This is a genomic window from Dyadobacter sp. SRI_021 (assembly GCF_057586235.1).
Genome location: NZ_JBYCZM010000007.1, coordinates 80,933 through 107,099 on the forward strand (window position 1 = coordinate 80,933; position 26,167 = coordinate 107,099).

Genomic DNA, 26,167 nt, shown 5'->3' on the forward strand with positions numbered 1-26,167 from the left:
TACTAAGAAATAGATTTTGTTTACATAATATCCAATTTTTTCTTTGGGTATTTATAATGCAAAGGCAGGTGTCTTCGGAAAACAAATGGTTCGATCACTCGAAAGGAATTTAATGCAATGACGAAAAACCGCTATTCGCGCCATGAACTAACTTTCCGGGACTTTTCCGATGCCCGGATTGAGCATACTGAGTCTTTATCATTAGTTTTGAGAGATTTTATTTAACGTTATAACAAACATACCTTACACAACACAGATGCAGGACACTTATGTGATAATCATGGCAGGCGGCGTCGGAACCCGTTTTTGGCCGTTCAGCCGGACGGATTTCCCGAAGCAATTCCATGATGTGCTTGGCACAGGAAGGACGCTGTTACAGCAAACGGTCGACCGTTTCGACGGCGTTTGCCCTATCGAGAACATTTATATAGTAACCAGTCAGGAATACAAGGAGCTGATCAAACAGCAGATTCCGGAATTGACCGACGACCAGATTCTCCTGGAACCACACCGGCGAAATACCGCGCCGTGCATTGCCTATGCGTGCTACAAAATTGCAGCCCGCAACCCGAACGCGAACGTAGTGGTAGCGCCTGCGGACCACATTATCCTGAAAGAAGAGGTTTTCAAGGATACGATCAAGGTTGCGTTGGGAGCTACCCGTAATGAGGACATCCTGGTGACGCTGGGCATCCAGCCGACTCGTCCTGATACCGGTTATGGCTACATCCAGTACATTCCGGATAAGCTGACTGTTAAAAAAGTAAAGTCATTTACCGAAAAGCCCCATCTGGAATTGGCATTGCAGTTCCTCGACAGCGGTGATTTTGTGTGGAACGCAGGTATTTTCGTTTGGAATATCAATGCATTCAAAAAAGCGCTGACTCAATTCCAGCCCGACATTGCTGAAATTTTCCAGGGCGGGGTCGAACATTATTACCTCGATTCGGAGGATTCGTTCATCCAGCGCGCTTACCAGCATTGCGGCAGCATTTCCATCGATAACGGTATCATGGAAAAGGCCAATAATGTGCACGTTGTATTGGCAAGCTTCGGCTGGTCGGATCTGGGAACGTGGAAGTCGATGTACGAAGTTTCGGAAAAGGATGAAAACCTGAATGTTACAGACGGCAACCTGATCCTGCACAATACCACGAACTCGATCATCAAGACGCCGAAAGACAAGCTGGTAGTCATTAACGGCCTCGACGGTTTCATCGTCGCCGAATTCGACGGCGTGCTGTTGATTTGCAAAAAGGATGATGAACAGAAGGTGAAGGAGTTTGTAGCACAAGCCAAGGAGCTGGATCCGAAATATGTTTAATGCGGTGATTTTTAATGCATGCCGCTTGAAAAGCCAGGTCGTTTCGATCTGGCTTTTATTATTTTAATTAGGTAACCTTGATTAGTGTTGAATCAAAAACAATGCTCGCTATGTCTGACCAAGAGATGAAAACCGAAGCAATTCGCCTGATAAACGAAATAGACGTAGATCGTATGGAAGATTTGTTATCGTGCCTTCGTGTGTTCAGAGAGTAGCAAGACTAAATCATTCTTTCAACACCTTCTCAATCTCAAAAAAACGTACATCGGCCTTCACATGCTCTAAAATCCTTTGCGAGCGCTCCGGACGGGCGTCGGTGATGAAAACCTGCGACAGGAAGCCGGTATCAATGAGTTCAATGAGCTTATGAATGCGGCGGTCGTCGAGTTTATCAAAAATATCATCGAGGAGCAGAATGGGTGTTTTGCCCTTCTCTTCTTTTAATAATTCAAATTGCGCCAGTTTGAGAGCAATCAGGAAGGACTTTTGCTGGCCCTGCGAGCCGAATTTTTTGAGGGTAACCCCATCTATTTCGAATACATATTCATCCTTATGCACGCCTTTGCCCGTACGTTGCGCGTGCAGGTCGCGGCTACGATTGCGACGGAATTCGGCTGGGAAATCGGGGCTGGCCACTTCACTTTCGTAGATTACATCCACTTTTTCATGCCCGCTGCTGAGGAATTCGTAGTATTTGCAGAACAGCGGGATGAACTTTTGCATGAACGTCGCGCGGTGCTCGTGAATGCGTTGCGAGAGGACGATCAGAGGCTCATTATAGGTTTCGAGCAGGTCTTCGTCGAGGTAATTTCTTTCGGCGAAGAGCTTCAAGAGGCCGTTTCGCTGGGTGAGTATTTTGTTGTATTGCAGGAAATCGCCGAGGTAGCCGGGCACGGCCTGGCCGAGTACGCCATCGAAAAAGCGGCGGCGTTCCTCGCTGCCGTCGCGGATGAGGTCGGTGTCGTCGGGCGCGATGAGTACGACTGGAAACAGGCCGATATGGTCGCTCAGGCGGTCATAATGCTTCTTATCGGCCATGAAAACCTTCCGCTGGCCGCGTTGCAGGCTGCATGTGATCTGGATATGCTTCCCGTGCTCGTTGAATACGCCATCAATGAGGAAGAAATCGGCGGTGTGGCGGATGCCGAGGGCGTCCTGGTTGTGAAATGCGCTCTTGGTAAGGGTCAGGAAATAGATTGCGTCGAGCAGGTTGGTTTTTCCGCTGCCGTTCTCGCCCACGATACAGTTCACATGTTTTCCAAAAGTGAAGGCCTTCTCCTCATAGCTTTTAAAGTAGGTAAGACGGAGCTTTTCTAGCCACATGAACTTCTTTGTTATTTAGTTTATGCTTATTTTCGCACATCATTGCGTGAGTACGGCAAAACAGACTCTGTTCATACCATAACTTTAAGACAAAGTTCTGTCTTTATAAACGAGAACCAAATACATGGCCACCGTTACTGAGAAAAAGAAAGCATCAGCCCCCAAAAAGTTACAGCATCCGAAGGAGCAATACATGTTCTGGTTCGAGAATATGCTTTTACAACGCCGTTTTGAAGAAAAATCAGGCCAGTTGTACGGTCAGCAGAAGATTCGTGGTTTTTGCCACCTCTACATCGGCCAGGAAGCCTGTTCTTCCGGCGCGGTGAGTGCCCTGAAAAAAGGCGACAAGTACATTACCGCTTATCGTGATCATGGTATCCCTCTCGCATTGGGCACGAGCCCGAACGCGATTATGGCGGAGCTTTTCGGCAAAAAGACCGGAACTACCAAAGGTAAGGGCGGTTCCATGCACATTTTTGATAAAGAAGTAGGCTTCATCGGAGGCCACGGTATCGTAGGCGGCCAGATTCCACTGGGCGCAGGTATCGCATTTGCAGAGAAATATAACAAAACCGATAACCTGTGTATCTGTTACTTCGGTGATGGCGCGATCCGCCAGGGTTCATTCCACGAAACGCTGAACATGGCGATGAGCTGGAAACTGCCGGTGATCTTCGTCGTTGAAAATAATGGTTACGCAATGGGTACTTCCGTAGCGCGTACATCCAACGTTACCGAGCTTTATACCCTTGGCGAGGCATATGACATTCCTTCGGAGCCTGTTGACGGTATGAGCGTTGAGGCGATTCACGAAGCGGTTTCCCGTGCGGCGGAACGCGCCCGCAGAGGCGACGGACCTACTTTCCTCGAATTCCGTACTTACCGCTACCGTGGACATTCCATGTCCGATCCTCAGAAATACCGTTCGAAAGAGGAGGTAGAAGAATACAAACACCGCGATCCGATCGAGCAGATCCGTGCGGTGATCCTTGAAAACAAGCTGGCTACCGAAGAGGAGCTGGAAAACATCGATAAAAAAGTAAAAGATATCGTTGCGGAGTCCGTGCAATTCGCCGAAGAATCGGAGTGGCCGGACCCGAAAGAGGCTTACACAGACGTGTACGTTGAGAACGATTACCCTTTTGTAATGGATTAATTGATCCAGAACGCATGAATAAAAAACCCGTCGGATCACTTCGACGGGTTTTTTAAGTAATTTCAGCTTTTCACTTAGATTGAGTTCTAGTAATAACTTAAAATATGTCCCTGGATCAGGATTTTGACAGAGAGCAGGAGGATGAAGACGGCGATGGCAAGGAGATGTCGTTCCTTTCGCATCTCGAAGAACTAAGATGGCATGTTATCCGCGCCGGTGCTTCGATTCTCGTATTTGCGATTCTTGCCTTCATTTATATTCAAGAAATATACCATTATGTAATCATTGCGCCGTCACAGCCTGATTTCTGGACGTATAGAATGCTCTGCAAACTGTCGGAAATCACCGGTTACGAGGATTTGTGCGTAAAGAGCCTGAACTTCAAATTGCAGGTGATCGGAATGGGCGATGCGTTTACGATGAGTATGACGTCGTCGGTGATCGCAGGTCTGGTATTTGCCTTCCCTTACGCATTCTGGGAAATCTGGCGGTTTATCGAGCCTGGTCTGAAACCTTCTGAAAAACGGTCGGCGCGGGGAGCGGTGTTTTATGTGACTACATTGTTTTTCTCCGGTGTGCTGTTCGGCTATTACGTGGTATCGCCGCTTGCTATCAACTTCCTTGCCAACTACACGCTCGATCCGACGATTATCAACGAATTCAGTCTTGCTTCGTATATTTCGCTGGTGGCGACACTTACACTGGCCTGCGGGGTGGCATTCCAGTTGCCGATTGTGGTGTTTGTTTTGTCGAAAATCGGAGTACTCACGCCTTCGTTCATGCGCGAATATCGCAAGCACTCGATGATTGTAATCCTGATCGTAGCGGCGGTGATTACACCTTCGCCGGACATTTACAGCCAGGTACTCGTGGCCATTCCGCTATTCTTGCTTTATGAATTGAGTATCATGGTTTCGGCGAAAGTGGAGCGTGAAAAGCTGGCTGAGGAAAAGCGCCTTGCCAAACTAGGCGGAACAACTACCGAAGACTAAATACGAAGATTGGTTTTAAGAAATATCAAGCATTAAACCGCTTACAGACCTCGGCCAACCGGTCGAGGTCTTCTTTTTGGTGCAAACTGCTAATCGCAATGCGCGTAACAGGCGCGTCCGCAGGCGATGGGTAGGGGAAGCAGGAGGCCATAATACCGTTTTCCAGCAAATGCTCGAATAATGCGGCGTTGGAGGAACAGAATACGGGGTAACCTTCTATGCATTTAAAAAGCGCGGTACCTTCCATTTTTGCATTGATATAACCAATATTCTTCATCAGCAAAGCGCGCGCCTCCGCATATTTGCTCTGTTCCAAAAGTGTTTTCAACGCGTACGCATAGGCGGGTGCGGGCGGAGACCCACCTGCGAACCAGGGCGATTTTCGCACCATTTCAACTACACTTTTTGAACCCCAAACAGCACCTGCGGGAATGCCCAGTGCTTTGTTCAGGGACGAAGCAAAGATGGTTTGCTTCGAAAGCTTTGGATGTATTTGTTCCATCACACCATTTCCGCGGGCTCCCATCACACCCAGCGAATGCGATTCATCGATGATGAGCCACACATTCGCTGAATTTTGAATAGCATTAAAGAGGGTAAAATCAAATGCCTTCACCATCGGCGAACCTACGGCATCCGTACAGATTATATGCGCGACATCCGGCTCGGTTGCATTGATTTTTCGAGCGGTTTGCATTATCCACTCGCTCCATTCACCATTGTTCCGCTGAAATCCATGGCCCCATAATGCGGGATGAACGCCGGGTGCATAATGGTAGAAGATTCTGGCGATGTCACGCTTTCGTTGAACAACGTTCTCAACTTCTTTCATCAGCAACTGCCCCGCCCACATGCCCGACGAGACAATCAATGCAGACTCAGTTCCCAGAAAATGAGCGAGTTGTTGTTCGGCATCATCGTAAATGTCAAGCCGCAAGCTGTTATTCCTCGAACTACCATAATGATTTCCGAAAGTTTCCGTAGCCGAATGTACGTATCTACGAAAGTCTTCGTTGTGGCCCATTCCAAGGTAATCCGTGCCGCTGAACCACAAAAATTCCCTTCCGTCGGTTGTAACGACGGTCCGGCCGGGAAGTTTGGTGGTATGGAAGGTGTTCACAGCGGAACCTATAAAAATTCAGGCTTCAAGGCGGCTCCGGTGCCATTGCCCTGGGCGTAAATCACCTTGCCAAAATCGAAAGTAACGCCGGTGGCGGGATCGTTGCGGATGAGCAGGGAACCGTCCATATCGACGTAATCGAGCAGCGGAAGCAAATGCGCAATGGCCGAAATGCCGACGCTGGTCTCTGTCATGCAGCCGACCATCGTTTTCATGCCTAATGAGCGCGCTTGTGCGATCATCCGCAACGCAGCGGTAGGCCCGCCGCATTTGGTCAGTTTTACATTAATGCCGTGAAAAAGGCCGTGACATTGCCCAACATCTTCTTCAACAATGCAACTTTCATCCGCAATCACAGGCAATGCGCTCGATGCAAAAACCTTTTTCATTCCCTCAATATCATCCGCGGGTAGCGGTTGTTCGATGAATTCCACACCTAATGCGGCCAATTGAGGCGCTATTTCAATGGTTTTCTCTGGCGTCCAGCCGCAGTTAGCATCCACGCGGAAAAGTGCGTCGGTGTTTTTCCTTAATTCCCGTACAATGCGCAGGTCTTCATTCGTACCGAGCTTAATCTTGTAAATAGGCCAGGGAAGCTCTTTCATCTTCTCGACCATCTTTTCCACAGTATCAATACCGATCGTAAAATTGGTCATAGGAATATTCTCGGGCGACAGGCCCCAGCTTTCGTACAGCTTCTGGCCTTTCTTTTTAGCAAAATAATCCTGCGCGGCCTCGTCCAATGCACATTGTGCGAATGAATTGTCTCTGAGCAGCGGGTGTACCATGGTCCAGAGCTCTTCTGCGGAAGTGTATTTTCCCTTTTCAACAATGTCCTTCACCATATCGAGCGTCGCGATCATGTTACCGATCGTGATGCCATAATAGGGGTTGGAAGTAGCCTCGCCAAAGCCGGAATAAATGCCATCGCTGAGCTGGACGATGAGCGTCTGCTGTACATCGCGCGAGTCGTGCGCGATGGTGAAGGTATGTTTGAGTTGGAGGTCGAAGGTGTGGTAAGTAAGGCGCATAGGGTGTCAGAAGTGGTGATTTCGGGGGCCTAGTTACGCATGTCGAGCCCCCACGATAGTTTGCTTCTCAATGTATTCAAAAAACTGTCGTCTTTCATCTTGATCAGCCGTGCAATGAAGCCGGCTTTGCGCACAAGCAGCTGCGTGTTCTCATCCACAATGCGCGAGCGTGCGTCGAGTGAAACGAGGAAATTGCTGCTGCGACTCTTTACTTCGAGGCGTATTACGGCGGTATCTTCTACCACGAGCGGGCGCACGTTGAGGTTGTGCGGGCTGATGGGCGTGACGATAAAGTTTTGCGAATGCGGCACAAGTACCGGCCCGCCGCAGCTCAATGAATAGCCTGTAGAACCTGTGGGTGTCGATACGATAAGCCCGTCGGCCCAGTAGGAGTTCAAAAACTCATCGTTCAGGTAAGTATGCACAGTGATCATCGACGACGTATCGGTTTTGGTGATGGTGAAATCATTCAAACCGAAGTTCAGGCCGTCGAAAAGATCAATATTGGACTCAACTTCCACGAGCGTACGCTCGTCGATGCGAAACTGGCTGTTTTCGAGCGCGGCGATCATGTCGGTAATGCGTTCGGGCGGCACGGTAGCCAGGAAACCCAGGCGGCCCACATTGATACCGATAGCGGGTGTTTGCCGCTTGCCGACGTGCGAAATCGTTTCCAGCAGCGTGCCGTCGCCACCCATGCTCACGATGAGGCGTGCGTCGAAAAGGTCTTCCGGTTTTTCATAAACCAGTTCGGAATAATGCGAAATGCCGGCCTGGTCCAGAAATGTCCTGAATGACTTCGAAAGCTGGACTTCAACTTTTCTGCGCGCCAGTTCATCGAACATATTTTCAATGAATGGCCTTGCGGACTCATTAAAGTTGCGTCCGTGAATGGCGATTTTCATGAAGGAAAAGTAAAACGTGTGGTTTCAGCCGAAAGATACACGACAAACGGTGCGATTCAAAAGCCGCATGCACATTTGAAGCGTCGGGCGTCGCGCTTGGGATGCTAAGTAGCCAGATAACGCAAAAGCATATCGAGGCGCTCCTGGTCGAGGCTTTCGATCGGGTCGTTGGCGTGCGCTTCTTCGATTTCGTACCCGAAGCGTTCAAGCGTTGCGATAATGGGGGTGATGTGCGTCCGGTTCAGTTTCAAGGTCAACCGGGCTTCGTTGGTTGGATTATAGACTTCTCCCGACGAATAATAACTGCTCAGGATTTTGACGCCGTTTGACTCGATCAGTCTGCTAATTTCTGAAAGCGAATAGTTTCTTTCTTCTATTTTGAGCACAATTACAGCCCCTTTTTCCTGCACACCCAGCTCGTTCACAAAATGTTCAACGAGGTCGTTCACAAGAATACTGCCCGCAAATGACCGGTCGTCGTGAAGCACGGGGATGATCAGCAGGCCAAATTGGTTTACCAACCGGAGCAGCTCGTAAGGATGCTGATCTTCGGTCGCGAAAATGTCCTTATGCTGGATGATTACTTTAGAAAGCTGCTCGGAAATGTCCGTAATGTCGAAGAGAATGTCTTCGGAAACAATTCCCTGATAAACGCCCGAGTCGGCGATGACCAATTGCTTCACGCCAAACTCATCCATCCAATCCAAAGCCGTACCCACCGAATCGTTCGGTTTCAGTACAGGGATCATAGGATTTATCAGAGTGGCTGCGAGCATGGGTCAGAACGTCATTTTCCGAAGCTATAAAAAAACTATATATAGATCAACTATCGTAACAAAAGAAATTTTCCGGGAATTCCCGGGCGTTTACGCCATCGGAACCGACACGTCTTTTTCCAGGAAACTTTCCAGGATCAGGTTGAACTCGTGCGGGTGCTCCATCATCGGAGCGTGGCAACATTTATCGATAAAGTACAATTCCGAATTGGCTATCAGGCGATTGAACTCGTAACCTACATGCGGAGGGGTAATGGTATCGTTGAGACCCCAGACAAGCAGGGTAGGAACGGTGATCTGGTGCAAATCTTTCGCGAGGTTATGGCGCTGGGCCGATTTCGCGATGCCTACGATGCTCATACATTTCGGGATGCTCGAAGTAGTTTCGAACACCTCGTCGATGAGCTCCTTGGTAGCCACTTCCGGATCGTAAAAGGTATAGGCTACGCGTTCCTTGATATAGTCATAACTTCCACGTTTCGGGAACGAGCCGCCCATCGAGTTTTCGAACAGGCCCGAGCTGCCGGTCAATACCAGGCGCTGTACATTCTCCTGGTTTTTCAGGGTGTAAAGCAGGCCGATGTGCCCGCCCAGCGAATTACCGATCGCCGTAACGTTGGTGAGATTTTTAAACGAAACAAAGTCTTCCAGAAAGGCGAGTAATGCTTCCAGCCCGGCTTCACGCGGGGGAAGCGAGTAAATCGGAAGCAATGGAATAACGACCCGGTAACGGTTTGAAAAATGGTCAATAATACCGTCCCAGTTACTTAATGCACCGAAAAGGCCATGCAAAAGCAGTAACGTTTCGCCCTTTCCCTCATCGATAAATTGAAACCTGCCCTCTGCATGTACTGTATATTTCATTCTTTTGTGGATTTAAGACGATTTATAACTTATCAAAGAAACTAGTGCATGATTAGGATACTCTACAAAACTAGCTATTTTTTTGATTGTTCAATGGGGCAAAGTAACAAACGCGTTTCGAATTTCTTGTAAATATTATATTAATATTAAAAGAATTAGTCGAATAACACAGAATGGTGCAATTCTGTTCGCTCCATTCCGAAGGTTTTCCGTGCGCGTTGCGCAGGTAAATTTTGTCGAACTATGTCTTAACCCATTGTCTGCCGGCCGCTAGCGCAGCAGAGGGTTCTGCGTCACCGGGCGGTTAAACAGTGTAACCGAAATTTAGGTAGAAAAATATCTAATAGGAATTAGAAAAAAATTAAATGATAAAACTATCCAGCCTTCTGGCCTCCATTGGCCTTGTTCAACTTCTGGCGATGCCGGCACAAGCTCAGACCGAAATGGCACTTTACCCGGATCGCATCCCGAATGCCATTGAGGCGGAAAATCAGGAAACCAATGAAAAGGGATACGTTAAAAATGTATCGAAGCCTACATTGACAGCATTTCTTCCCGCGGCAGGCACCGGTAATGGTGCAGCGGTGATTGTCTGCCCCGGTGGCGGTTACGGCGGACTGGTAATCGAGCGGGAAGGATACCGCGTCGCAAAAGAGCTGAACAAAGCCGGCATTGCCGCATTCGTGCTGAAATACCGGTTACCCAGCGACCGGATCATGAAGGACAAGGCGATAGGCCCGTTGCAGGACGCCCAGCAAGCCATTAAAACGGTTCGTGAAAAGGCAAAGGAATGGCAGGTCGACCCGGCGAAGATCGGTATTATGGGTTTTTCGGCGGGTGGTCACCTTGCTTCTACGGCTGGTACGCATTACGACAGCACTTTCATCGAGAACCCGCAAAAAACCAGCCTTCGTCCCGATTTCATGGTGCTGGTATATCTCGTGATCAGTTTTGAAGGAAAAATCGGGCATAAAGGGTCGTCCGCGAACCTGCTCGGCGCGTCTCCGTCCGCCGAACGCATCAACTACTTTTCCAACGATTTACAGGTGACGGCCTCTACGCCGCCCGCGTACCTCACGCACGCGGGCGACGATACCGTAGTGCCGGTGTCGAACAGCATTCGCTTTTACGAAGCATTGAATGCCAAAGGTGTCCCGGCCGATATGCATATCTATTCACAGGGCCAGCATGGTTACCCCAAAACGCCGTCATTCGACGAGTGGTTTGGCAGGTGCCTGCATTGGATGCAGGTAAGTGGTTTTATACCCGCTAATTGATCACGCCTCTAATTAACATCGGCTGTCGGCAGTCGGTTGTCAGATACACCCTGCGTGCCAGGTGCGTCATCCAAAGCTTCGTAAGGTGAATTGGCGCTGATGTATTCCGGAATCACCATTTTTAACACGCTCACCATTTGCTGAGGCTCGCCGGAGTCGAGGGCTTTTTGCAAAGCTTCCAGCATTGCACGCATGCATCGGGAAGGGCGGTCGGGAAAAGGCATCGTGCAGAGCTGTCCAGGTGTGGTCCCTTTCTCGCCGGTGTGTAATACTTCCGTCAGTTTTTCGCCCGCTCGTAATCCTGTGAAAATGATGGGAATGTCTTTCTCCGGCTCCATTCCCGCCAGCCGGATCATGTCCCGGGCGACCTTTGCAATGCGTACCGGTTTCCCCATGTCGAAGGACAGCACTTCGCTCCCGGTGCTTTGCGCCGCGGCCAGTAATACCAACTGACAAGCTTCCGTGACCGTCATCAGGTACCGCTCGGCATCAGGATGGGTGACGGTAACAGGCCCGCCTTCTCGGATTTGCTGGGCGAAACGGACGAGGAATGAACCATTGGAACCAAGTACATTGCCAAAGCGGGTGATAATGAACTGAGTGCATGCTGGATATTCGTGGCTGAGATATTGCAGATAAAGTTCTCCGAAATGCTTCGTAGCCCCCATTATACCGGCAGGTCTGATGGCTTTGTCGGTGGAAATGTACACGAATTGGCCGACGCCTCGCGCAACGGCAAGATCGGCAAGAATGGCGGTACCAAAAACGTTGGTCTTGATGGCCTCGTAAGGGTGGCGCTCCATGAACGGCACGTGTTTGTAGGCTGCGGCATGGAAAACGATGTCGATCTTATTTTTCAAAAACAGATCAGTCATGCGCCGCGCGTCAGTAATGTTGGCGATGAGGCAGGTAATGTGCGTTGCAGGGAATTTCCGTTTCAGCTGATAATCGCGCTCGTAAAGCGCAGTTTCGGCCTGGTCAATCAAAATCACTCTTGCGGGCGCACAGGCGCATACCTGTACGGCGAGCTCGCTGCCGATCGTGCCCGAAGCACCCGTGATAAGGATGTTGCGGTGGCGAACCCGTTCAAAGGCATTTTGTAAATCCGGGACGATAGGTTCGCGGCCCAGGAGATCTTCTGGCCTGAATGTGAATGGGAGGTAGGTGTGTCGTTTGGTTTGCATACGGATATCTTTTTTCAATTACAGATACCCTTGATACGTGTGTTTGAAAAGTTGGTAACAAAAAAATCGCCGTATGTCTTACGGCGATTTTCATAAGGTATTATTTGTAAGTTTTTAAATCAATTTCTCGAAGATACCCGGTGCCAGACCGAATAGGATTGTCAGGAATGTAGCCAACACCAGGATGATCTGGTAAAACGGCGCCACGCGGATCTTAACGGTATCCCCTTCCTTGAAGTAAGAAGAGATAATCACCCGGAAATAGTAGTAAATACCGACGGTCGACATCAGAACGGCGATCACAGTAATCCAGATAATGCCGCGCTCCGCTGCGCTCGTGAAAATGAAGAATTTACCCCAGAACCCGGCCGTGAGCGGGATACCAGCCAGCGAAAGCATGGATACCGCCAGTACGAAAGCCAGCAATGGGTTTTGTTTGGCCAGACCATTGAATGCTTCGTAGCGTTCGTTGGGCTGGCCTTCGATCGTTTTCTCCTTTGAAACGAGCATCAGCACACCGAATGCAGCGATGGTCGATAAGGAGTAGGCGAGAGAGTAAAAGATAATGGCGTTTTGAGTAGGCTTGCTCAGGGCCGTTAGTGCGATCAGCAGGTAACCTGCATGCGAGATACCCGAGTAGGCAAGCATTCTTTTGAAGCTGTTCTGACTGGTAGCACCGATGTTGCCCACGAGCAGCGTAAGTACTGCGATGGCCGCGATCACGATCCACCAGAAGTTATAGATCGCGAATGTGTGATTCAACAAACGGAATAGTGCCGCAAAACCGGCAGTTTTCACGATCGTCGACATGAAGGTCGTGAAAATAGTAGGTGCGCCTTCGTATACGTCCGGCGTCCAGAAATGGAACGGAGCTGCGGATACTTTGAAAAGCATACCGATCAGTAGCAATAGCAACCCTGCGTAGAAAATGTAGGATTGCGAAGCGGCGGACATATTCGACGCAAAGCCCTGGATCGCGACGAGCTGGAACGAGCCGGTTGCGCCATACAGCAATGTCATACCGAAAAGCATGAAGCCGGTTGCGAATGCACCCATTAAAAGGTATTTCAATGCAGCCTCGTTGGAGCGCAGGTTGCGTTTATTGCTCCCTGTGAGCACGTACATGGCTACTGAAAGGATCTCAACACCAATGAAGAGCATAATCAGGTGATCGAAACCGATCATCATAATGGCGCCCACGAGCGAGAAAAGCATCAATCCATAATATTCAGCCGGCTCGGCGTCTGCATTGTCCTGGAAGCCACCCGAGATTGCGACGATCATAAATGCGGAAAGCAATACGATCCCGTTGAACGCGAGCGTGAGGTTGTCCACCCGGAGCATGTCGTAGAAGTACAGGAACGGCCCTTTGCCCCATTCGATGAAGTTGCTTCCCAGCGCGAGGATGAGGAAAAGCAGGGTGGAGGGCAGGAGGATGTTCTTGGATTTCGAAAAGCCCAGAAAGAGCGTTAATACTCCAAAAACCGACAACAATATAATGGGATACATATTCTTAACTTAGTTATTGACCAGTTGCAACAATTGGTTTACAGCAGGCTCTGTTATTTTCAGGAATGTGCTTGGGTAAATACCGATCCAGAATACCATGACGATCAGCGGCAGCAATACGGCGCGCTCGCTGGCAGTAAGGTCCTGGAAGCCTTCCACCCATTTCGATTTCGGCCCGAACATGGATTTCTGGAAAAGACGGAGCATGTATACCGAACCGAGAATGATCGTCAGACCAGCTACGGCACCGAGCCAGCCTTTGTATTGGAATACACTTGAAAGCAACAGGAATTCACCCACAAAACCGTTGGTAAGCGGCAATGCCACGCTGCCGAGTAGCAACACCATGAAATACACGCTCAAATGCGGCGTGCTTTGGGTAATGCCCCCGAGTTGGTCGAGGTAGCGGGTTTTGGTTCTTGAATAAATAATGTCGACGATGAAGAAAAGGCCGATCACGTTGATACCGTGTGCGAGCATCTGGATCAATGCGCCTTGCAAGCCATTCAATGAAGACGAGAATACACCGGCCGCCATCAGTCCCACGTGCGCGAAAGACGAGTATGCGATGAGCGTTTTCATGTCGCTCTGCTGGATTGCGATGATGGAACCGTAGATGATACCGATCACCGAAAGGATCATCGCCAGGAAGCCCCATTGCTCCATGCCCAATGGCACGATCGGCAGCAGCAGGCGGATCAGACCGTAAACCCCCATTTTAAGCATAATACCTGATAACAGCATTGTAGCCGCGGTAGGCGACTCGGTGTAAGTATCCGGCTGCCAGGTATGGAAAGGGAAAAGCGGCATTTTAATGGCAAATGCAATGAAGAATGCCCAGAAAAGGTAGCCTTGGGCTGCCGGACTCAGTTGCAGTTGGTAGAATGCGGAGATTTCAGAAGTGTGTTCGCCGGGAGTCTGGTAATACAGGTAAACCAGCGCCACAAACATGAACAAGCTACCGAAGATCGTATAAATGAAGAATTTGAATGTGACCTTGATGCGGTTCTCTCCGCCCCAGATCGCCGCCAGAAAGTAAACGGGGATCAATGCGGCTTCGAAGAACAGGTAGAACAGGAACGCGTCAGTTGCAGTGAAAACGCCGATCAGCGCCGCTTCCATAAATAGGATGAGCGAATAGAATGCTGCAGGGTTTTTGTATTCGTTTTTAAATGCCGAAAGGATGATTAGCGGTGTCAGGAACGTGGTAAGCAATACCAGAAGCATGCTGATACCGTCGATACCCGCAGCGAAGGAAATGCCTCCCGAGGCTAGCCAGGCATATTTAAATCCGAACTGGGAACCTGCCGCTGGGTCGAATTGCAGCCAGGTAAAAATAGCGATGCCCAATGATGTCAGGCCGCCAACCAGCGCCAGCTGCTTCGCCATGCGTTCGCCGGCCAGGAGGGTGATAACGCCTGCCGCTATTGGTAAAAGTATTAAAAGAAGAGTAAGCATATTTTCAAGTCGACGGTCCGAAACTAATAGGAAACGGATTGATGAATGATCGGATCAGAGTAACAACTTCCAGAATAATATGACCACAATGCCGATCACCATTGCGAACACGTATTCGCCGGTGGAGCCGGTTTGTGTTTTTCTCAATAGTTTAGCTCCCAGGCTCACGAGTTTTACGAATGCATCGATAATCAGGTCGATAAAGATCTCGCCGAAGCTGTACAAGACGTTGGAAAGTGTTTTGATGGGTTTCACAAATACCGCATCGTACAGTTCGTCGACATAGTATTTGTTATAAACCGCACGCTGCAAGCCTGATTTTTCTTCCGAATCCGGTGCTGGTACCGCGCCCTTTTGCACATACATCACATAAGCGGCGATCGCGGAAATCAATGCTGCGGCTACCGAAATGGCCATCAGCAAATATTCTTCTGAATGTGAAAGGGAAGTATGTTCGAATGCGGCCGGATTGGCAGTTTTAGCCAGATCATACAACGGGCTCATGAACTGCGCCAGCTGGTGTGAGCCGTGCAACGCTTCGGGAACGCCGATGAAACCACCCACTGCCGAAAGAATGGCGAGGATGATCAAAGGTACCGTCATGGAAGCAGGTGATTCGTGCAGATGGTGTTCCTGCTCGTGCGTGCCGCGGAAGGTCCCGAAGAATGTCAGGAACAACAGGCGGAACATATAAAAGGAAGTCATGATCGAGCCCAGCACACCGATTACCCACAGGATTTTGTTGTGTTCAAAAACATGTGCAAGGATTTCATCTTTGGAGAAGAAACCTGCAAATGGCGGGATACCGGAGATCGCGATCGTGGCGATGAGGAAAGTCAGAAATGTAACAGGCAATTTCTTGCGGAGACCGCCCATTGAACGGATATCCTGCTCGTCGGACATGGCGTGGATCACGCTACCGGCACCGAGGAAAAGCAATGCTTTGAAGAATGCGTGGGTAATCACGTGGAACATCGACGCCGAATAGGCCATCGCGCCCAGACCCATGAACATATAGCCGAGCTGGCTCACGGTAGAGTAGGCCAGTACTTTCTTGATATCGTTTTGCAAAAGGCCGATAGAAGCGGCAAACAACGCGGTAGCACCACCGATAATACCCACGATTTCGAGCGTCGAAGGCGCGAGTGAATAGAGCACGTTGGAGCGGATCACCATGTAAATACCCGCGGTAACCATCGTAGCTGCGTGAATGAGCGCGGATACAGGCGTAGGACCAGCCATCGCATCGGGAAGCCAGGTGTACAAAGGAATTTGCGCCGATTTACCCATTGCACCTACAAAGAGGAACAAGGTAATGGTAATGATCACCGGATCGCCCACCTGGAAGCCCGCAGCTGCTTTGCTGAAAACCTCCGAATATTCGACGGAACCGAATGTGGCGATAATTGTGAAGATACCCAGGAGAAAACCTAGGTCACCCACGCGGTTCATAATGAATGCCTTACGGGCAGCATTGTTGTAGTTGGTGTTCTTGTTCCAGAAACCGATGAGCAGGTAAGAGCAAAGTCCCACACCTTCCCAACCGATGAACATGATCACGTAGTTCGAACCGAGCACCAGCAGGAGCATGAAAAACAAAAACAGGTTCAGGTAAGCGAAAAACTTGCCGAAACCCGAGTCGTTGTGCATGTAGCCAATCGAATAAATGTGGATCAGCGAGCCTACGCCAGTGATGATCATCAGCATGAGCAGCGACAGCTGATCTACCTGGAACGAGAACGGGATATTAAGGTCGCCGACCGTGATCCAGTCGAAAAGCGGTACGATGAACGGCTGATTGCCGGAAGCAACGAATGCATTGAACGTCATGACCGACAGCACGAAACTGGCCACAACCGCCAACGTTCCGATAATGCCGACTGCGCCTTTTGGAATATTGGGAAATCCGAGCCCGTTGATCAGAAAGCCGGCGAGCGGCAGCAGCGGAATCAGGATGAGTAATGATGCAGACATGTCTATTTTTTAATCTTTAATCTCTTGATTGTGTACCGGTTATGCGCCGGTAATTACCATTTCAGCTTGTTCAGGAACCCGATGTCCGTATTTCTGGTGTTGCGGTAAATCATTACGATAATGGCCAGCCCGACGGCTACTTCGGCGGCAGCTACCGCCATAATGAAGAATACAAAAACCTGTGCGGAAGGATCGGACCGATAGGAAGAGAATGCGATCAGCAGCAAGTTAGCAGCGTTCAGCATCAATTCAATCGACATAAATATGATAATGGCGTTCCTGCGTGTAAGCACGCCGATAATGCCGATCACAAATAGTAAGGTGCTGAGAATTAGGTAGCTTTGAAGTGGGATATGTTGAATAACCGCTGGTATGTTAACCTCTGGCATGGTGGGGTTTGGGATCATAGCAGGTTTACCTAATGGGATATCCGGTTAAAATAGTCAAAAATAGATTTCTGGCAAAAATAGACATAATTACTACTTACTCAAACCTGAGGTAAGATTATGTCAGCGTTGGGTCAATCCCCTTAATTTAATCTCCGTCAATTTACGTTTGGTGTCGAGCGGAAACTCGCCTTTCATCATCCAGTCGAAGAACGATGGTTCGTTTTTCAGGATGTCGGTCACACGCTTGCCATTGTGCTTGCCAAAGTTGAATACCTCTTCGCCTTTGTCGTTGAATACCATACGCCCCGCGAAATCCACGATTTTGGAAGCGGTCAGCTCGTGCAGCACGGCCACGTCGTTTTTCACCGGTTCGGTAACCTTGCCGTGCGCATCGGTGATCGTAACACCTTCGTATTTTGCGATTTGCCCTTGCAGCACTTCGAAAGTCGCGATGGTATCGGCCTCGGCGCTGTGTGCATTGTCAAGCGTTTTGCCGCAATAGAACTTGTAAGCGGCACTCAGGTTCCGCGGCTCCATCATGTGGTAAATGCGCTGCACGTCCACCATCCGACGGTTTTTAATGTCGAAATCCACACCCACGCGCAGGAACTCTTCCACGAGCATCGGAATATCGAAACGGTTGCTGTTGAAACCTGCCAGATCGCATCCTTCAAGGAACGATGCCAGGTTTTTGGCAATACTTTTAAATGTGGGGGCATCTTTTACATCCTCGTCGTAAATGCCGTGAATAAGGCTGCTTTCCAGCGGGATAGGCATTTCAGGATTGATCCTCCGCGTGCGGATCTCGGTTTCGCCATTCACCAATGCTTTGACAACGGAAATCTCTACAATGCGGTCGCGGACAATATTTACTCCTGTTGTCTCAAGATCAAAAAAAGCAAGGGGCTTTTTCAGATGGAGGGTATGCATGGGTTACTGAGGTTGATTTGGCACCGCGAAGTTAAGGTGAACCGCGTGATAGCACAAGGAATGGGCTTGTTTATATACATTATAAAGAAGAGTCATTTGTGGTCAGTAGGTTGTCAGGTGTTGTCACTTGTGGTCAGGAGTGGTCAAGTATTGTTATTTGTAGTGAGGAATTGTCGGGGTGATTTTGAAGAATTTTTAGGCAAATTCTCCTCTCGCGACTATAAATGACAATACCTGACCACTCTTGACTATTAATGACCACACCTGACAATACGAAACAACTTGCGCTATTCAATCCAGTCATACGACTTGGTAACTGCCTTTTTCCAGCCTTTGTAGTAAGTATTGCGCTTTTCCTCGGCCATGTTCGGGTTCCAGGTGTGGGCGATGGCCCAGTTTTTCTTCAAATCTTCCGTGCTTTTCCAGTAGCCGACGGCTAATCCGGCGGCGTAGGCTGCACCTAACGCGGTGGTTTCAGCAACGGCCGGGGACACAACCTGCGTATCGAGAATATCGGATTGGAACTGCATGAGCAGTTGGTTATGCACCATACCCCCATCCACGCGCAGGCTGGCGAGTTGGATGCCGGAATCCTGCTCCATGGCTTTTACTACGTCTACGGTCTGGTAAGCAGTTGCTTCGAGCACGGCGCGGGCAATGTGGCCTTTGTTTACGTAGCGTGTAAGGCCTGCGATGACGCCGCGCGCGTCGTTGCGCCAGTAGGGGGCGTACAGGCCCGAGAATGCAGGTACGAAATAGGCGCCGCCATTGTCTTCCACGGTTTGGGCGAGTGGTTCGATGTCGCTGCTGTTCTGGATCAGGCCCAGGTTATCGCGGAGCCATTGTACCAGAGCGCCGGTTACTGCGACGCTGCCTTCCAATGCATATTGCACCGGCTGGTCACCGAATTTGTAGGAAATGGTGGTAAGCAGGCCGTTTTCAGAAGTTTTTAGCTCGGTACCTGTGTTCATTACGAGGAAACAGCCAGTACCGTAGGTATTCTTGGCCATGCCGGGTTCGAAGCACGTTTGGCCTACCAATGCGGCGTGCTGGTCGCCGAGGTCGCCGGCAACGGGAACACCGGGAAGTACTTCGTGGGTGGTGTAACCATATATTTCACTGCTGCTTTTGATGGCCGGCAGCATGATTTCAGGGATATTGTAAGCGGCGAGCATCGATTTGTCCCATTGCAGCGTCCGTAAATTCATGAGTTGCGTACGGCTGGCATTGGTGACGTCGGTCACGTGAATGCCACCCTGCGTGCCGCCCGTAAGGTGCCAGATCAGGAATGTATCCATGTTGCCAAAGATCGCTTCTCCCTTTTCAGCGTCCTCGCGCATGCCTTCCACATTTTCCAGGAGCCATTTCAGTTTTAAACCACTGAAATAGGTAGAAACCGGCAGGCCGGTAATCTCACGAAACTGGTTGAGGCCGCCTTCCTTTTCATATTTCGCCACGAGCTCAGTGGTGCGCGTATCCTGCCAAACCAATGCATTGTAATAGGGCTTGCCGGTGCGTTTGTTCCAGACGACTGTCGTTTCGCGCTGGTTGGTAATGCCCACAGCCGCAATGTCCGAAGCGTGTGCCGACACGTGAATGCGCGCCAGAGCGATCACTTCCAGGGTGTTTTTCCAGATTTCGGTGGGGTTATGTTCTACCCAGCCCGGACGCGGGTAAATCTGCTCGTGCTCTTTTTGCCCTACGGAAACGATATTCCCCTGATGGTTGAAAAGTATGCAGCGTGTGCTGGTAGTTCCCTGATCAATGGCGGCAATGTATTTGGACATAATGGTATTATGATTGATTTTATTTGTAGTAAAGCAAGTAAATAGGGAAAATTAACCGATCAGGACAAATGCGCGGGCAATTTTATTGAACGGGAGACGCTAAAACCGTTCGTCGGCGTTGGCTGTATTATATTGCAGCGCTATCGGGTCACAGCGCATCCTCCTATGAAAAACAGTAAGGTCAAAAAAGCATTATTGGCATTAATCGGCCTCATACTCCTGCTTTTCGTGCTTGATCTGGCTTTTCCCTTCCGTCCTGAAATTCATTATGCGACGCAAATCACGGACCAGAAGGGGCGGGTAATTCATGCATTTTTAAGTAAGGAAGATAAATGGCGGCTCTATTCGAATGTGAACGAAATCACTCCGCTACTCCGGAAAACGCTCATTCATAAGGAAGACCAATATTTTTACTACCATCCGGGGGTGAATCCGTTCGCCGTGGTACGTGCGGCTGTCAGGAATGTGTTTTCGGGAAGAAGGACTTCCGGGGCATCTACCATTACCATGCAAGTGGTGCGTCTGATGGACCCGCGTCCGCGGACCTATTGGAATAAGGCAGTCGAAATGTGGCATGCATTCCAGCTCGAAATACATTATTCCAAAGAAGAGATCCTTCAATTTTATGTAAACCTCGTCCCTTATGGTGGTAATATCGAGGGTATTAAAGCGGCCTCGCTGCTCTATTTCGGGAAAGCGCCGCAGCTTTTGAGCCTCGCCGAAATTACCGCACTTACGATTGTGCCCAACCGCCCGTCGGGCCTGCGCCCGGGTACACGTAACGACGCACTGCGCAACGCGAGGAACACCTGGCTGAAACGGTTTCAGGAAGATGATTTATTCGACCATACCGTAATCCAGGACGCAATGGATGAGCCTTTGAACATCCGCCGGCTCCAAACCCCCCGCCTGGCTCCGCACCTTTCGATACGACTGCGGCAGCAATATCCCCACGAGCCGGTGATCCGTACCAACCTCAATCTGCAAGCGCAAAGCCAGATCGAGGAGCAGGTGAGGAACTATATCAACCGGCGGCAGTTGATGAATATCCACAATGCTGCAGTGCTGGTCGTGAACAATGAAACGATGGAAGTGGAAGCTTATGTGGGCTCGGCCGACTTTAATAATCCGTTCGACGGAGGACAGGTGGACGGGGTGCGTGCTGTACGTTCGCCGGGAAGTACTCTGAAACCATTGTTATATGCCACTGCATTTGACGCGGGTATCATTACCCCGAAATCGGTTTTGAACGATGTTCCGGGAAATTTCAATGGATACGAACCTGAAAACTTCGATAAGCATTTCAATGGCGCAGTTACCACGGAATTTGCATTAGCCAATTCGCTGAATATCCCGGCGGTGAAGGTTTTAAAGGACATTGGTACACCTGCCCTGATTGCGAAACTGCGGAAAGCAGGTTTCAAGACGGTAGACAAGCAAGCCAAAGACCTGGGACTTTCGATGATACTGGGAGGCTGCGGCGTGACTTTGGAGGAACTGACAAGGCTTTTTGCCGCATTTGCCAATGAGGGAAAGCTCCGTAGCCTTCGGCTAAGCGGCGGGGATGTTTTGGATAAAAAAGGAACCCCGATATTGTCGGAAGAAGCGACATTTCTCACTACCAACATTCTCACGCAGATTACCCGCCCCGATTTGCCCACTAATTTTGATAACACGTATCATTTGCCACGCATTGCCTGGAAAACCGGTACTTCATACGGGAAAAGGGATGCATGGAGCATTGGCTATAACCGGCGGTATACGGTAGGAGTGTGGGTCGGTAACTTTTCGGGAGAAGGCGTTGCCGAGTTGAGCGGCGCCAACACAGCCACGCCGCTACTGTTTTCGATATTCAATGCATTGGATTACAATTCGCCGAAGGGCTGGTACAAATCGCCGGCCAATATCTCGCTCCGTAATGTGTGCCCCGTGAGCGGCGATATTCCGTCGGATTTCTGCGATCATCAGGTGTCCGATCAATACATCGTAGGTACATCGGCCTACCGCAAATGCCAGCACATGCGCTGGGTTTTTACCGATGCGGCGGGGAAGATGTCGTATTGTACCTATTGCCTTCCTGAAAAGGGTTTTGAAAGAAGAGCCTATCCGAATTTGGCGCCGGAGCTGATCGCCTTTTATGAGCTTCAAAAACTGCCCTACCAGAAAATACCCCCTCATAATCCGCGATGCGAGCGGGTTTTTCATGACGGTGCGCCACTGATCGTGAGTCCGAATGACGGAAGCGAGTATTATATCCGTAAAGACGAGCCGCAGGAAATCCAGCTGGCTTGCCAGGCTGCCAATGATGTTCAGGAGGTTTACTGGTATGTCAATGATAAGTTATACCAAAAATCGCCGCCACAGGAAAGCGTCTTTCTAAGCCCGCCGCTGGGGCGTGTCAAAATTTCGTGCAGTGATGATAAGGGGCGAAACTCCGACGTTTGGATTGTTGTCAAACGCTTGTAGGTGCGGGTTGATCGTGGTCAGGTGCGGTCAGAAGTAGTCAAGTGTTGTCAGGTATAGTCAAGTATAGTCAAGTGTTGCCAGGTGTTGTTAAGATTAGACAGGAATGGCGGTTACTGATGGTTTAATCAATGACTACCAATGACAATTCCTGACTATCAATGACAAAACTTGACAACTCATGACTATACCTAACAACACCTGACCACACTGACCACATTACAGCGGCTGATCCTGCGCCTCCTGGTATAGCACCTGAACGAGCGTTTGGCCGACTGCCTTCAACGTTTTCGGATCGATGTTTTCCATGGTGTCGTGGGTAGTGTGCCACTGGTCGAAGAACGTTTTGCTCATATTGTTGGGCCGTGTATGGATGATGTCGATCATCGGGATATGTGCCACCTGGTTTACAGGGACGTGGTCGTCGGTAATGCCCGGGCCGGCCTCATCGATGAAATAGTTGCTGTAACCAAGACGGCTGGCTGTTGCCCAAACCTGCCGTACGACATCACTGGCGAGCTGTAGTGAATAGGCTTCCTTAAAGAATGTGGCCCCTTTTGCGCCAGCCATATCCAGGAGAATACCGAAATAGGCAGTATAATTAGGAATATGCTTGTTGGCGGCCCAATACTGCGAGCCAAGGCAGAAACCACTATGTTCCATTTTGGTTTCCTCCGATTCGGAACTGCCCCAGTCTTCGAGGTCGAAGAAAATGATATCGACGCCAATCTCCGGTTTGGCAGATTGAACCGATAGTGTACGGGCTACTTCCAGCAGAATTCCCACGCCACTCGCGCCGTCGTTTGCGGCCAACACGGGCTTGTTTTTCAAAACCGAATCCTGGTCCGAGAATGGTCGCGAATCCCAGTGGGCCGCCAGGAGTATCCGTTTGGCAGCAGCCGGATTGAGCGAGCCGATGATATTGCGGCCGTTGACAATCTTGCCGTCAAAAGTGGTGTCCTTAAAAGTTTGTTCGCTTACCTGCAATCCATATTTCTTCAAGCTGGCAACAAGGTAATCGCCGCAAGCTTTGTGTTGCGGGGTCCCCGGCACGCGTGGGCCGAAATCAACCTGCTTCTGTACAAATTGAAATGCGCTGTCGGCATTGAAATCCGCGCTTTTAACCAATGCGGGTGGGGCCTGTTCCGCCGTTTGTTCGGAACTGGTGTTGCTGTTGCACCCGTAAATGCCGGCAATGATCGCTAATGCGATGGGTAAGCGCTTAAAAAACAGTTTCTTAGAAAGAAATGACATCTCCTGATTGAATATTGTTTTGCTTGGTAAAACCTCCATTGACCTCCACCACATATTGTACCAGACCGTACGGCGGAATAGCTTCTTCCGAATACGGTTGGGTGTTTTCTGCAATTGAAATGATTTTTTTATCCGGGCCTACATATATGATGTCCAGCGGAATGGATGTATTCTTCATCCAGAATGAATGTTCGTCGGGCTGTTCAAAAATGAAAAGCATACCTACCGAATCAGGCAGGTAAGAACGGAACATCAGGCCTTTGTTTCGTTCAGCTTCGTTTTCGGCAATTTCAACCTCGATTTTTTTGAAAGGTTTGCCCTTTTTCAGGAAGGTTACCTCGCCTTCCTTATTAAAAACCGGGGTTGGTACGGCTGGGGCAGATGTTTCGGCAGGCATGCTTTTGTCCGAAAACGATGCGATGAAATACGCCACGCCGCCCAACAAAAACACACCCAGCAATATGAATGCAAAAACCGACTGCCGTTTTTTCATGACTATTCCTCGTATGCCCAGTCGATCCTGGTCTTGGTATCGCGGATCACCAGCCCCTGATTTTTGAAGTAAGAACGGATTTCGTCGACTTTTTCGTAGTTCTGCGACAGTTTAAATTCGCGGTACAGTTTCAGCATGCCGTCGAGGATCGCGTGGCCTTCGGCGAGCTCTTCTTTCAAGCCGAGCACATCCTCGAAGAATACAACGAACTTTTCCTTTAACGAAGTAAATACTGCTTCTCCCAATGCGGCCGATTTCAATTGACCCATATTCAGCATATTGATGTATTTCAGCATGTTGAAAAGATTCGCAAATGCTACGGCCGTATTGAGGTCGTCGTTCATAGCATTGTAAAAGCCTTCGATCGATTTTTCGATGTCCGCTTTTTTCGCTTCGTCCGCATTTACGCCATCCTCATGTGTATACGTGAGCATTTTTGCAATGCGCAGGCCGTTAGCGAGTTTTTTGTACCCTTTTTGAGCCGCTTTCAATGCGTCGTTTGAGAAATCGAGCGTGCTGCGGTATTGGCTTTGCAGCATGAAGAACCGTACAGTCATCGGGCTGTAAGCCTGGTCGAGGAGCTCATGGTTTCCTGAAAACAGTTCGGAAGGCAGGAATGAGTTCCCGAGCGACTTCGACATTTTCTGGCCGTTGACGGTCAGCATGTTGGTATGCATCCAATACCGGACAGGCTCCTCATCGGTCAGCGATTTACCTTGTGCAATCTCGCATTCGTGGTGAGGAAATTTAAGGTCCATTCCGCCGCCGTGAATATCAAACTGTTTGCCTAAATATTTGGCACTCATGCATGTACACTCCAAATGCCAGCCGGGAAAGCCTTTGCCCCAGGGTGATTCCCATTGCATAATATGCTCCGGATTGGCTTTTTTCCACAATGCGAAATCAAGCGGGTTACGCTTTTCGGCTTGTCCGTCGAGCTCGCGGGTCTCGTTCAGCAAGTCCTCGATAATGCGGCCCGAAAGCTTGCCGTACTCGTTGCCGCCTGCCTGGTATTTGTTGATATCAAAATAAACCGAGCCATTGGATTCGTAGGCTACTCCCTTGTCAATCAACGTCTGCACCGCTTCGATCTGCTCGATCAAATGCCCGGTCGCAGTAGGCTCGATGCTCGGGGAAAGCAGGTTGAATATGGCAGTAACTTCATGGAAATCATTCGTATACCGTTGCACGATCTCCATCGGTTCCAGTTTTTGCAGCTTCGCCATCTTCCCGATTTTGTCCTCACCCGCATCGCCGTCGCCCACAAGGTGGCCTACGTCGGTAATGTTGCGGACGTAACGCACCTTATAACCGATGTGCGTCAGGTAGCGGAACAGGATATCGAATGAGAGAAATGTGCGGATGTTGCCCAAATGCACATTGTTATAGACCGTCGGCCCGCACACATACATGCCGACATAGGGAGGGGCAATGGGAACGAAAACATCCTTTTTACGGGTAAGCGTATTGAATATTTTAAGTGGCTGGAAAGTTTGTGCGGTCATTTATATGTTGTACTTTCTTGATTACTGATTTTTCTTTTCGAGCCGGGTTTCTACCCAATCGATGATTTTTTCGGCTGTATCCAATCCCAGCGCAGCTATTTTTGCGCTTTTGGTTCCTTGATATCCCATATCGATATGGAGAATCTGGTAGGCAGTTGTAAAATTGGACAGTAAACTTTTATCAACGCGGCTCAGCTCATATTGATACCACTCCACACTTTTGGGAGTTTTCCGGTTTTTCTCTCCTAACAGCTCATTCAACACCAGCAGTATACCCGTGTAGGCTGTATGACCTGCGATTTTAACGTACTTCTTGTCCTCATAGAGTCCATCCTGCTTCCTTGCATTGTTACTGAGAAAATCCTTTGCATTGTTGATATGGCGTCTTGCTTCTGAGATTACTTCCATGATAGTATGTGATTAGAGTGGTGTATTACTTGATTCTGACAAAAA

22 protein-coding genes are annotated in these 26,167 nt (G+C 49.5%); 5 read left to right on the forward strand and 17 right to left on the reverse strand.

The window, feature by feature from the left end; all coding sequences use genetic code 11:
• Positions 1 to 256 precede the first annotated feature (256 nt).
• Positions 257 to 1,324, forward strand: coding sequence for a mannose-1-phosphate guanylyltransferase (locus AC2YIT_RS21705; protein WP_430850703.1), 1,068 nt, complete (start codon positions 257 to 259; stop codon positions 1,322 to 1,324).
• A 225-nt stretch (positions 1,325 to 1,549) separates the two neighbouring features.
• Here AC2YIT_RS21705 and recF read toward each other — a convergent pair whose 3' ends face one another.
• Positions 1,550 to 2,647 carry a DNA replication/repair protein RecF gene (gene recF / locus AC2YIT_RS21710; RefSeq protein WP_430850705.1) on the reverse strand — a complete coding sequence of 366 codons (1,098 nt, stop codon included), beginning with the start codon at positions 2,645 to 2,647 and terminating at the stop codon, positions 1,550 to 1,552.
• A gap of 124 nt (positions 2,648 to 2,771) precedes the next feature.
• On the opposite strand from recF, the gene pdhA reads away from it, so the two are divergent.
• Complete coding sequence (pdhA, locus tag AC2YIT_RS21715) at positions 2,772 to 3,803, forward strand: pyruvate dehydrogenase (acetyl-transferring) E1 component subunit alpha (protein WP_430850707.1); 1,032 nt, start codon at positions 2,772 to 2,774, stop codon at positions 3,801 to 3,803.
• Between the two features lie 104 nt (positions 3,804 to 3,907).
• Positions 3,908 to 4,795 carry a twin-arginine translocase subunit TatC gene (tatC, locus tag AC2YIT_RS21720; RefSeq protein ID WP_430850709.1) on the forward strand — a complete coding sequence of 296 codons (888 nt, stop codon included), beginning with the start codon at positions 3,908 to 3,910 and terminating at the stop codon, positions 4,793 to 4,795.
• A 25-nt stretch (positions 4,796 to 4,820) separates the two neighbouring features.
• Here tatC and AC2YIT_RS21725 read toward each other — a convergent pair whose 3' ends face one another.
• The 5 genes from AC2YIT_RS21725 to AC2YIT_RS21745 all read right to left on the reverse strand — a co-directional run bounded on the left by AC2YIT_RS21725 (position 4,821) and on the right by AC2YIT_RS21745 (position 9,491).
• On the reverse strand, positions 4,821 to 5,915 hold the full coding sequence (locus AC2YIT_RS21725) for an aminotransferase class I/II-fold pyridoxal phosphate-dependent enzyme (protein ID WP_487280578.1): 1,095 nt from the start codon (positions 5,913 to 5,915) through the stop codon (positions 4,821 to 4,823).
• Between the two features lie 8 nt (positions 5,916 to 5,923).
• The gene (locus AC2YIT_RS21730; RefSeq protein WP_487280579.1) at positions 5,924 to 6,946 is read right to left on the reverse strand and encodes a dipeptide epimerase; all 1,023 of its coding nucleotides are present in this window, start codon (positions 6,944 to 6,946) and stop codon (positions 5,924 to 5,926) included.
• Between the two features lie 29 nt (positions 6,947 to 6,975).
• Entirely contained in the window at positions 6,976 to 7,851 is an 876-nt protein-coding gene (locus AC2YIT_RS21735; protein WP_430850715.1) for an NAD kinase, read from the reverse strand.
• Positions 7,852 to 7,955: 104 nt separating this feature from the next.
• Entirely contained in the window at positions 7,956 to 8,627 is a 672-nt protein-coding gene (locus AC2YIT_RS21740) for a CBS domain-containing protein (RefSeq protein WP_430850717.1), read from the reverse strand.
• Positions 8,628 to 8,717: 90 nt separating this feature from the next.
• Entirely contained in the window at positions 8,718 to 9,491 is a 774-nt protein-coding gene (locus AC2YIT_RS21745) for an alpha/beta fold hydrolase (RefSeq protein ID WP_430850719.1), read from the reverse strand.
• 365 nt (positions 9,492 to 9,856) lie between these two features.
• Between AC2YIT_RS21745 and AC2YIT_RS21750 the strand changes: the two genes are divergently transcribed.
• Complete coding sequence (locus AC2YIT_RS21750; RefSeq protein WP_487280580.1) at positions 9,857 to 10,768, forward strand: alpha/beta hydrolase; 912 nt, start codon at positions 9,857 to 9,859, stop codon at positions 10,766 to 10,768.
• 8 nt (positions 10,769 to 10,776) lie between these two features.
• Here AC2YIT_RS21750 and AC2YIT_RS21755 read toward each other — a convergent pair whose 3' ends face one another.
• From AC2YIT_RS21755 to glpK, 7 genes are all read right to left on the reverse strand, one after another.
• Positions 10,777 to 11,952 (reverse strand): SDR family NAD(P)-dependent oxidoreductase, encoded by a 1,176-nt coding sequence (locus tag AC2YIT_RS21755; protein WP_487280581.1) that lies wholly within the window; start codon positions 11,950 to 11,952, stop codon positions 10,777 to 10,779.
• Positions 11,953 to 12,066: 114 nt separating this feature from the next.
• Positions 12,067 to 13,461 carry an NADH-quinone oxidoreductase subunit N gene (locus tag AC2YIT_RS21760; RefSeq protein ID WP_487280582.1) on the reverse strand — a complete coding sequence of 465 codons (1,395 nt, stop codon included), beginning with the start codon at positions 13,459 to 13,461 and terminating at the stop codon, positions 12,067 to 12,069.
• Positions 13,462 to 13,470: 9 nt separating this feature from the next.
• Positions 13,471 to 14,919: a complex I subunit 4 family protein gene (locus AC2YIT_RS21765; RefSeq protein WP_487280583.1), complete on the reverse strand. Its 1,449-nt coding sequence runs from the start codon at positions 14,917 to 14,919 to the stop codon at positions 13,471 to 13,473.
• 54 nt (positions 14,920 to 14,973) lie between these two features.
• Positions 14,974 to 16,893: an NADH-quinone oxidoreductase subunit L gene (nuoL, locus tag AC2YIT_RS21770; RefSeq protein WP_487280584.1), complete on the reverse strand. Its 1,920-nt coding sequence runs from the start codon at positions 16,891 to 16,893 to the stop codon at positions 14,974 to 14,976.
• Positions 16,894 to 16,946: 53 nt separating this feature from the next.
• Positions 16,947 to 17,282, reverse strand: coding sequence for an NADH-quinone oxidoreductase subunit NuoK (nuoK, locus tag AC2YIT_RS21775; protein WP_374755665.1), 336 nt, complete (start codon positions 17,280 to 17,282; stop codon positions 16,947 to 16,949).
• 120 nt (positions 17,283 to 17,402) lie between these two features.
• Positions 17,403 to 18,212 carry an exonuclease domain-containing protein gene (locus AC2YIT_RS21780; RefSeq protein ID WP_430850732.1) on the reverse strand — a complete coding sequence of 270 codons (810 nt, stop codon included), beginning with the start codon at positions 18,210 to 18,212 and terminating at the stop codon, positions 17,403 to 17,405.
• A 287-nt stretch (positions 18,213 to 18,499) separates the two neighbouring features.
• Positions 18,500 to 19,999, reverse strand: coding sequence for a glycerol kinase GlpK (gene glpK, locus AC2YIT_RS21785; RefSeq protein ID WP_487280585.1), 1,500 nt, complete (start codon positions 19,997 to 19,999; stop codon positions 18,500 to 18,502).
• A 165-nt stretch (positions 20,000 to 20,164) separates the two neighbouring features.
• Here glpK and pbpC point away from each other — a divergent pair, with 165 nt between their 5' ends.
• Positions 20,165 to 22,465 carry a penicillin-binding protein 1C gene (pbpC, locus tag AC2YIT_RS21790; protein WP_487280586.1) on the forward strand — a complete coding sequence of 767 codons (2,301 nt, stop codon included), beginning with the start codon at positions 20,165 to 20,167 and terminating at the stop codon, positions 22,463 to 22,465.
• Between the two features lie 216 nt (positions 22,466 to 22,681).
• Here the strand turns inward: pbpC and AC2YIT_RS21795 are convergent, their stop codons facing one another.
• Genes AC2YIT_RS21795 through AC2YIT_RS21810 form a run of 4 tightly spaced genes read right to left on the reverse strand, consistent with a single transcriptional unit; the run spans position 22,682 to position 26,122 of the window.
• Positions 22,682 to 23,716 (reverse strand): M28 family peptidase, encoded by a 1,035-nt coding sequence (locus AC2YIT_RS21795; RefSeq protein WP_487280587.1) that lies wholly within the window; start codon positions 23,714 to 23,716, stop codon positions 22,682 to 22,684.
• Positions 23,700 to 24,209 carry a DUF192 domain-containing protein gene (locus AC2YIT_RS21800; protein WP_487280588.1) on the reverse strand — a complete coding sequence of 170 codons (510 nt, stop codon included), beginning with the start codon at positions 24,207 to 24,209 and terminating at the stop codon, positions 23,700 to 23,702. The genes AC2YIT_RS21795 and AC2YIT_RS21800 overlap by 17 nt, the downstream gene beginning before the upstream one ends.
• Before the next feature lie 2 nt (positions 24,210 to 24,211).
• Positions 24,212 to 25,714 carry a cysteine--tRNA ligase gene (gene cysS / locus AC2YIT_RS21805; RefSeq protein ID WP_487280589.1) on the reverse strand — a complete coding sequence of 501 codons (1,503 nt, stop codon included), beginning with the start codon at positions 25,712 to 25,714 and terminating at the stop codon, positions 24,212 to 24,214.
• A 21-nt stretch (positions 25,715 to 25,735) separates the two neighbouring features.
• Positions 25,736 to 26,122, reverse strand: coding sequence for a DUF5618 family protein (locus AC2YIT_RS21810; protein WP_487280590.1), 387 nt, complete (start codon positions 26,120 to 26,122; stop codon positions 25,736 to 25,738).
• Between the last annotated feature and the right edge of the window lie 45 nt (positions 26,123 to 26,167).

Excerpts from the sequence above, each read along its gene's own strand:
- AC2YIT_RS21705 (WP_430850703.1), top strand. The coding sequence starts at position 257 with ATGCAGGACACTTATGTGATAATCATGGCAGGCGGCGTCGGAACCCGT.
- recF (WP_430850705.1), bottom strand. The coding sequence starts at position 2,647 with ATGTGGCTAGAAAAGCTCCGTCTTACCTACTTTAAAAGCTATGAGGAG.
- pdhA (WP_430850707.1), top strand. The coding sequence starts at position 2,772 with ATGGCCACCGTTACTGAGAAAAAGAAAGCATCAGCCCCCAAAAAGTTA.
- tatC (WP_430850709.1), top strand. The coding sequence starts at position 3,908 with ATGTCCCTGGATCAGGATTTTGACAGAGAGCAGGAGGATGAAGACGGC.
- AC2YIT_RS21730 (WP_487280579.1), bottom strand. The coding sequence starts at position 6,946 with ATGCGCCTTACTTACCACACCTTCGACCTCCAACTCAAACATACCTTC.
- AC2YIT_RS21735 (WP_430850715.1), bottom strand. The coding sequence starts at position 7,851 with ATGAAAATCGCCATTCACGGACGCAACTTTAATGAGTCCGCAAGGCCA.
- AC2YIT_RS21740 (WP_430850717.1), bottom strand. The coding sequence starts at position 8,627 with ATGCTCGCAGCCACTCTGATAAATCCTATGATCCCTGTACTGAAACCG.
- AC2YIT_RS21745 (WP_430850719.1), bottom strand. The coding sequence starts at position 9,491 with ATGAAATATACAGTACATGCAGAGGGCAGGTTTCAATTTATCGATGAG.
- AC2YIT_RS21750 (WP_487280580.1), top strand. The coding sequence starts at position 9,857 with ATGATAAAACTATCCAGCCTTCTGGCCTCCATTGGCCTTGTTCAACTT.
- AC2YIT_RS21755 (WP_487280581.1), bottom strand. The coding sequence starts at position 11,952 with ATGCAAACCAAACGACACACCTACCTCCCATTCACATTCAGGCCAGAA.
- AC2YIT_RS21760 (WP_487280582.1), bottom strand. The coding sequence starts at position 13,461 with ATGTATCCCATTATATTGTTGTCGGTTTTTGGAGTATTAACGCTCTTT.
- AC2YIT_RS21765 (WP_487280583.1), bottom strand. The coding sequence starts at position 14,919 with ATGCTTACTCTTCTTTTAATACTTTTACCAATAGCGGCAGGCGTTATC.
- nuoL (WP_487280584.1), bottom strand. The coding sequence starts at position 16,893 with ATGTCTGCATCATTACTCATCCTGATTCCGCTGCTGCCGCTCGCCGGC.
- nuoK (WP_374755665.1), bottom strand. The coding sequence starts at position 17,282 with ATGCCAGAGGTTAACATACCAGCGGTTATTCAACATATCCCACTTCAA.
- AC2YIT_RS21780 (WP_430850732.1), bottom strand. The coding sequence starts at position 18,212 with ATGCATACCCTCCATCTGAAAAAGCCCCTTGCTTTTTTTGATCTTGAG.
- glpK (WP_487280585.1), bottom strand. The coding sequence starts at position 19,999 with ATGTCCAAATACATTGCCGCCATTGATCAGGGAACTACCAGCACACGC.
- pbpC (WP_487280586.1), top strand. The coding sequence starts at position 20,165 with ATGAAAAACAGTAAGGTCAAAAAAGCATTATTGGCATTAATCGGCCTC.
- AC2YIT_RS21795 (WP_487280587.1), bottom strand. The coding sequence starts at position 23,716 with ATGTCATTTCTTTCTAAGAAACTGTTTTTTAAGCGCTTACCCATCGCA.
- AC2YIT_RS21800 (WP_487280588.1), bottom strand. The coding sequence starts at position 24,209 with ATGAAAAAACGGCAGTCGGTTTTTGCATTCATATTGCTGGGTGTGTTT.
- cysS (WP_487280589.1), bottom strand. The coding sequence starts at position 25,714 with ATGACCGCACAAACTTTCCAGCCACTTAAAATATTCAATACGCTTACC.
- AC2YIT_RS21810 (WP_487280590.1), bottom strand. The coding sequence starts at position 26,122 with ATGGAAGTAATCTCAGAAGCAAGACGCCATATCAACAATGCAAAGGAT.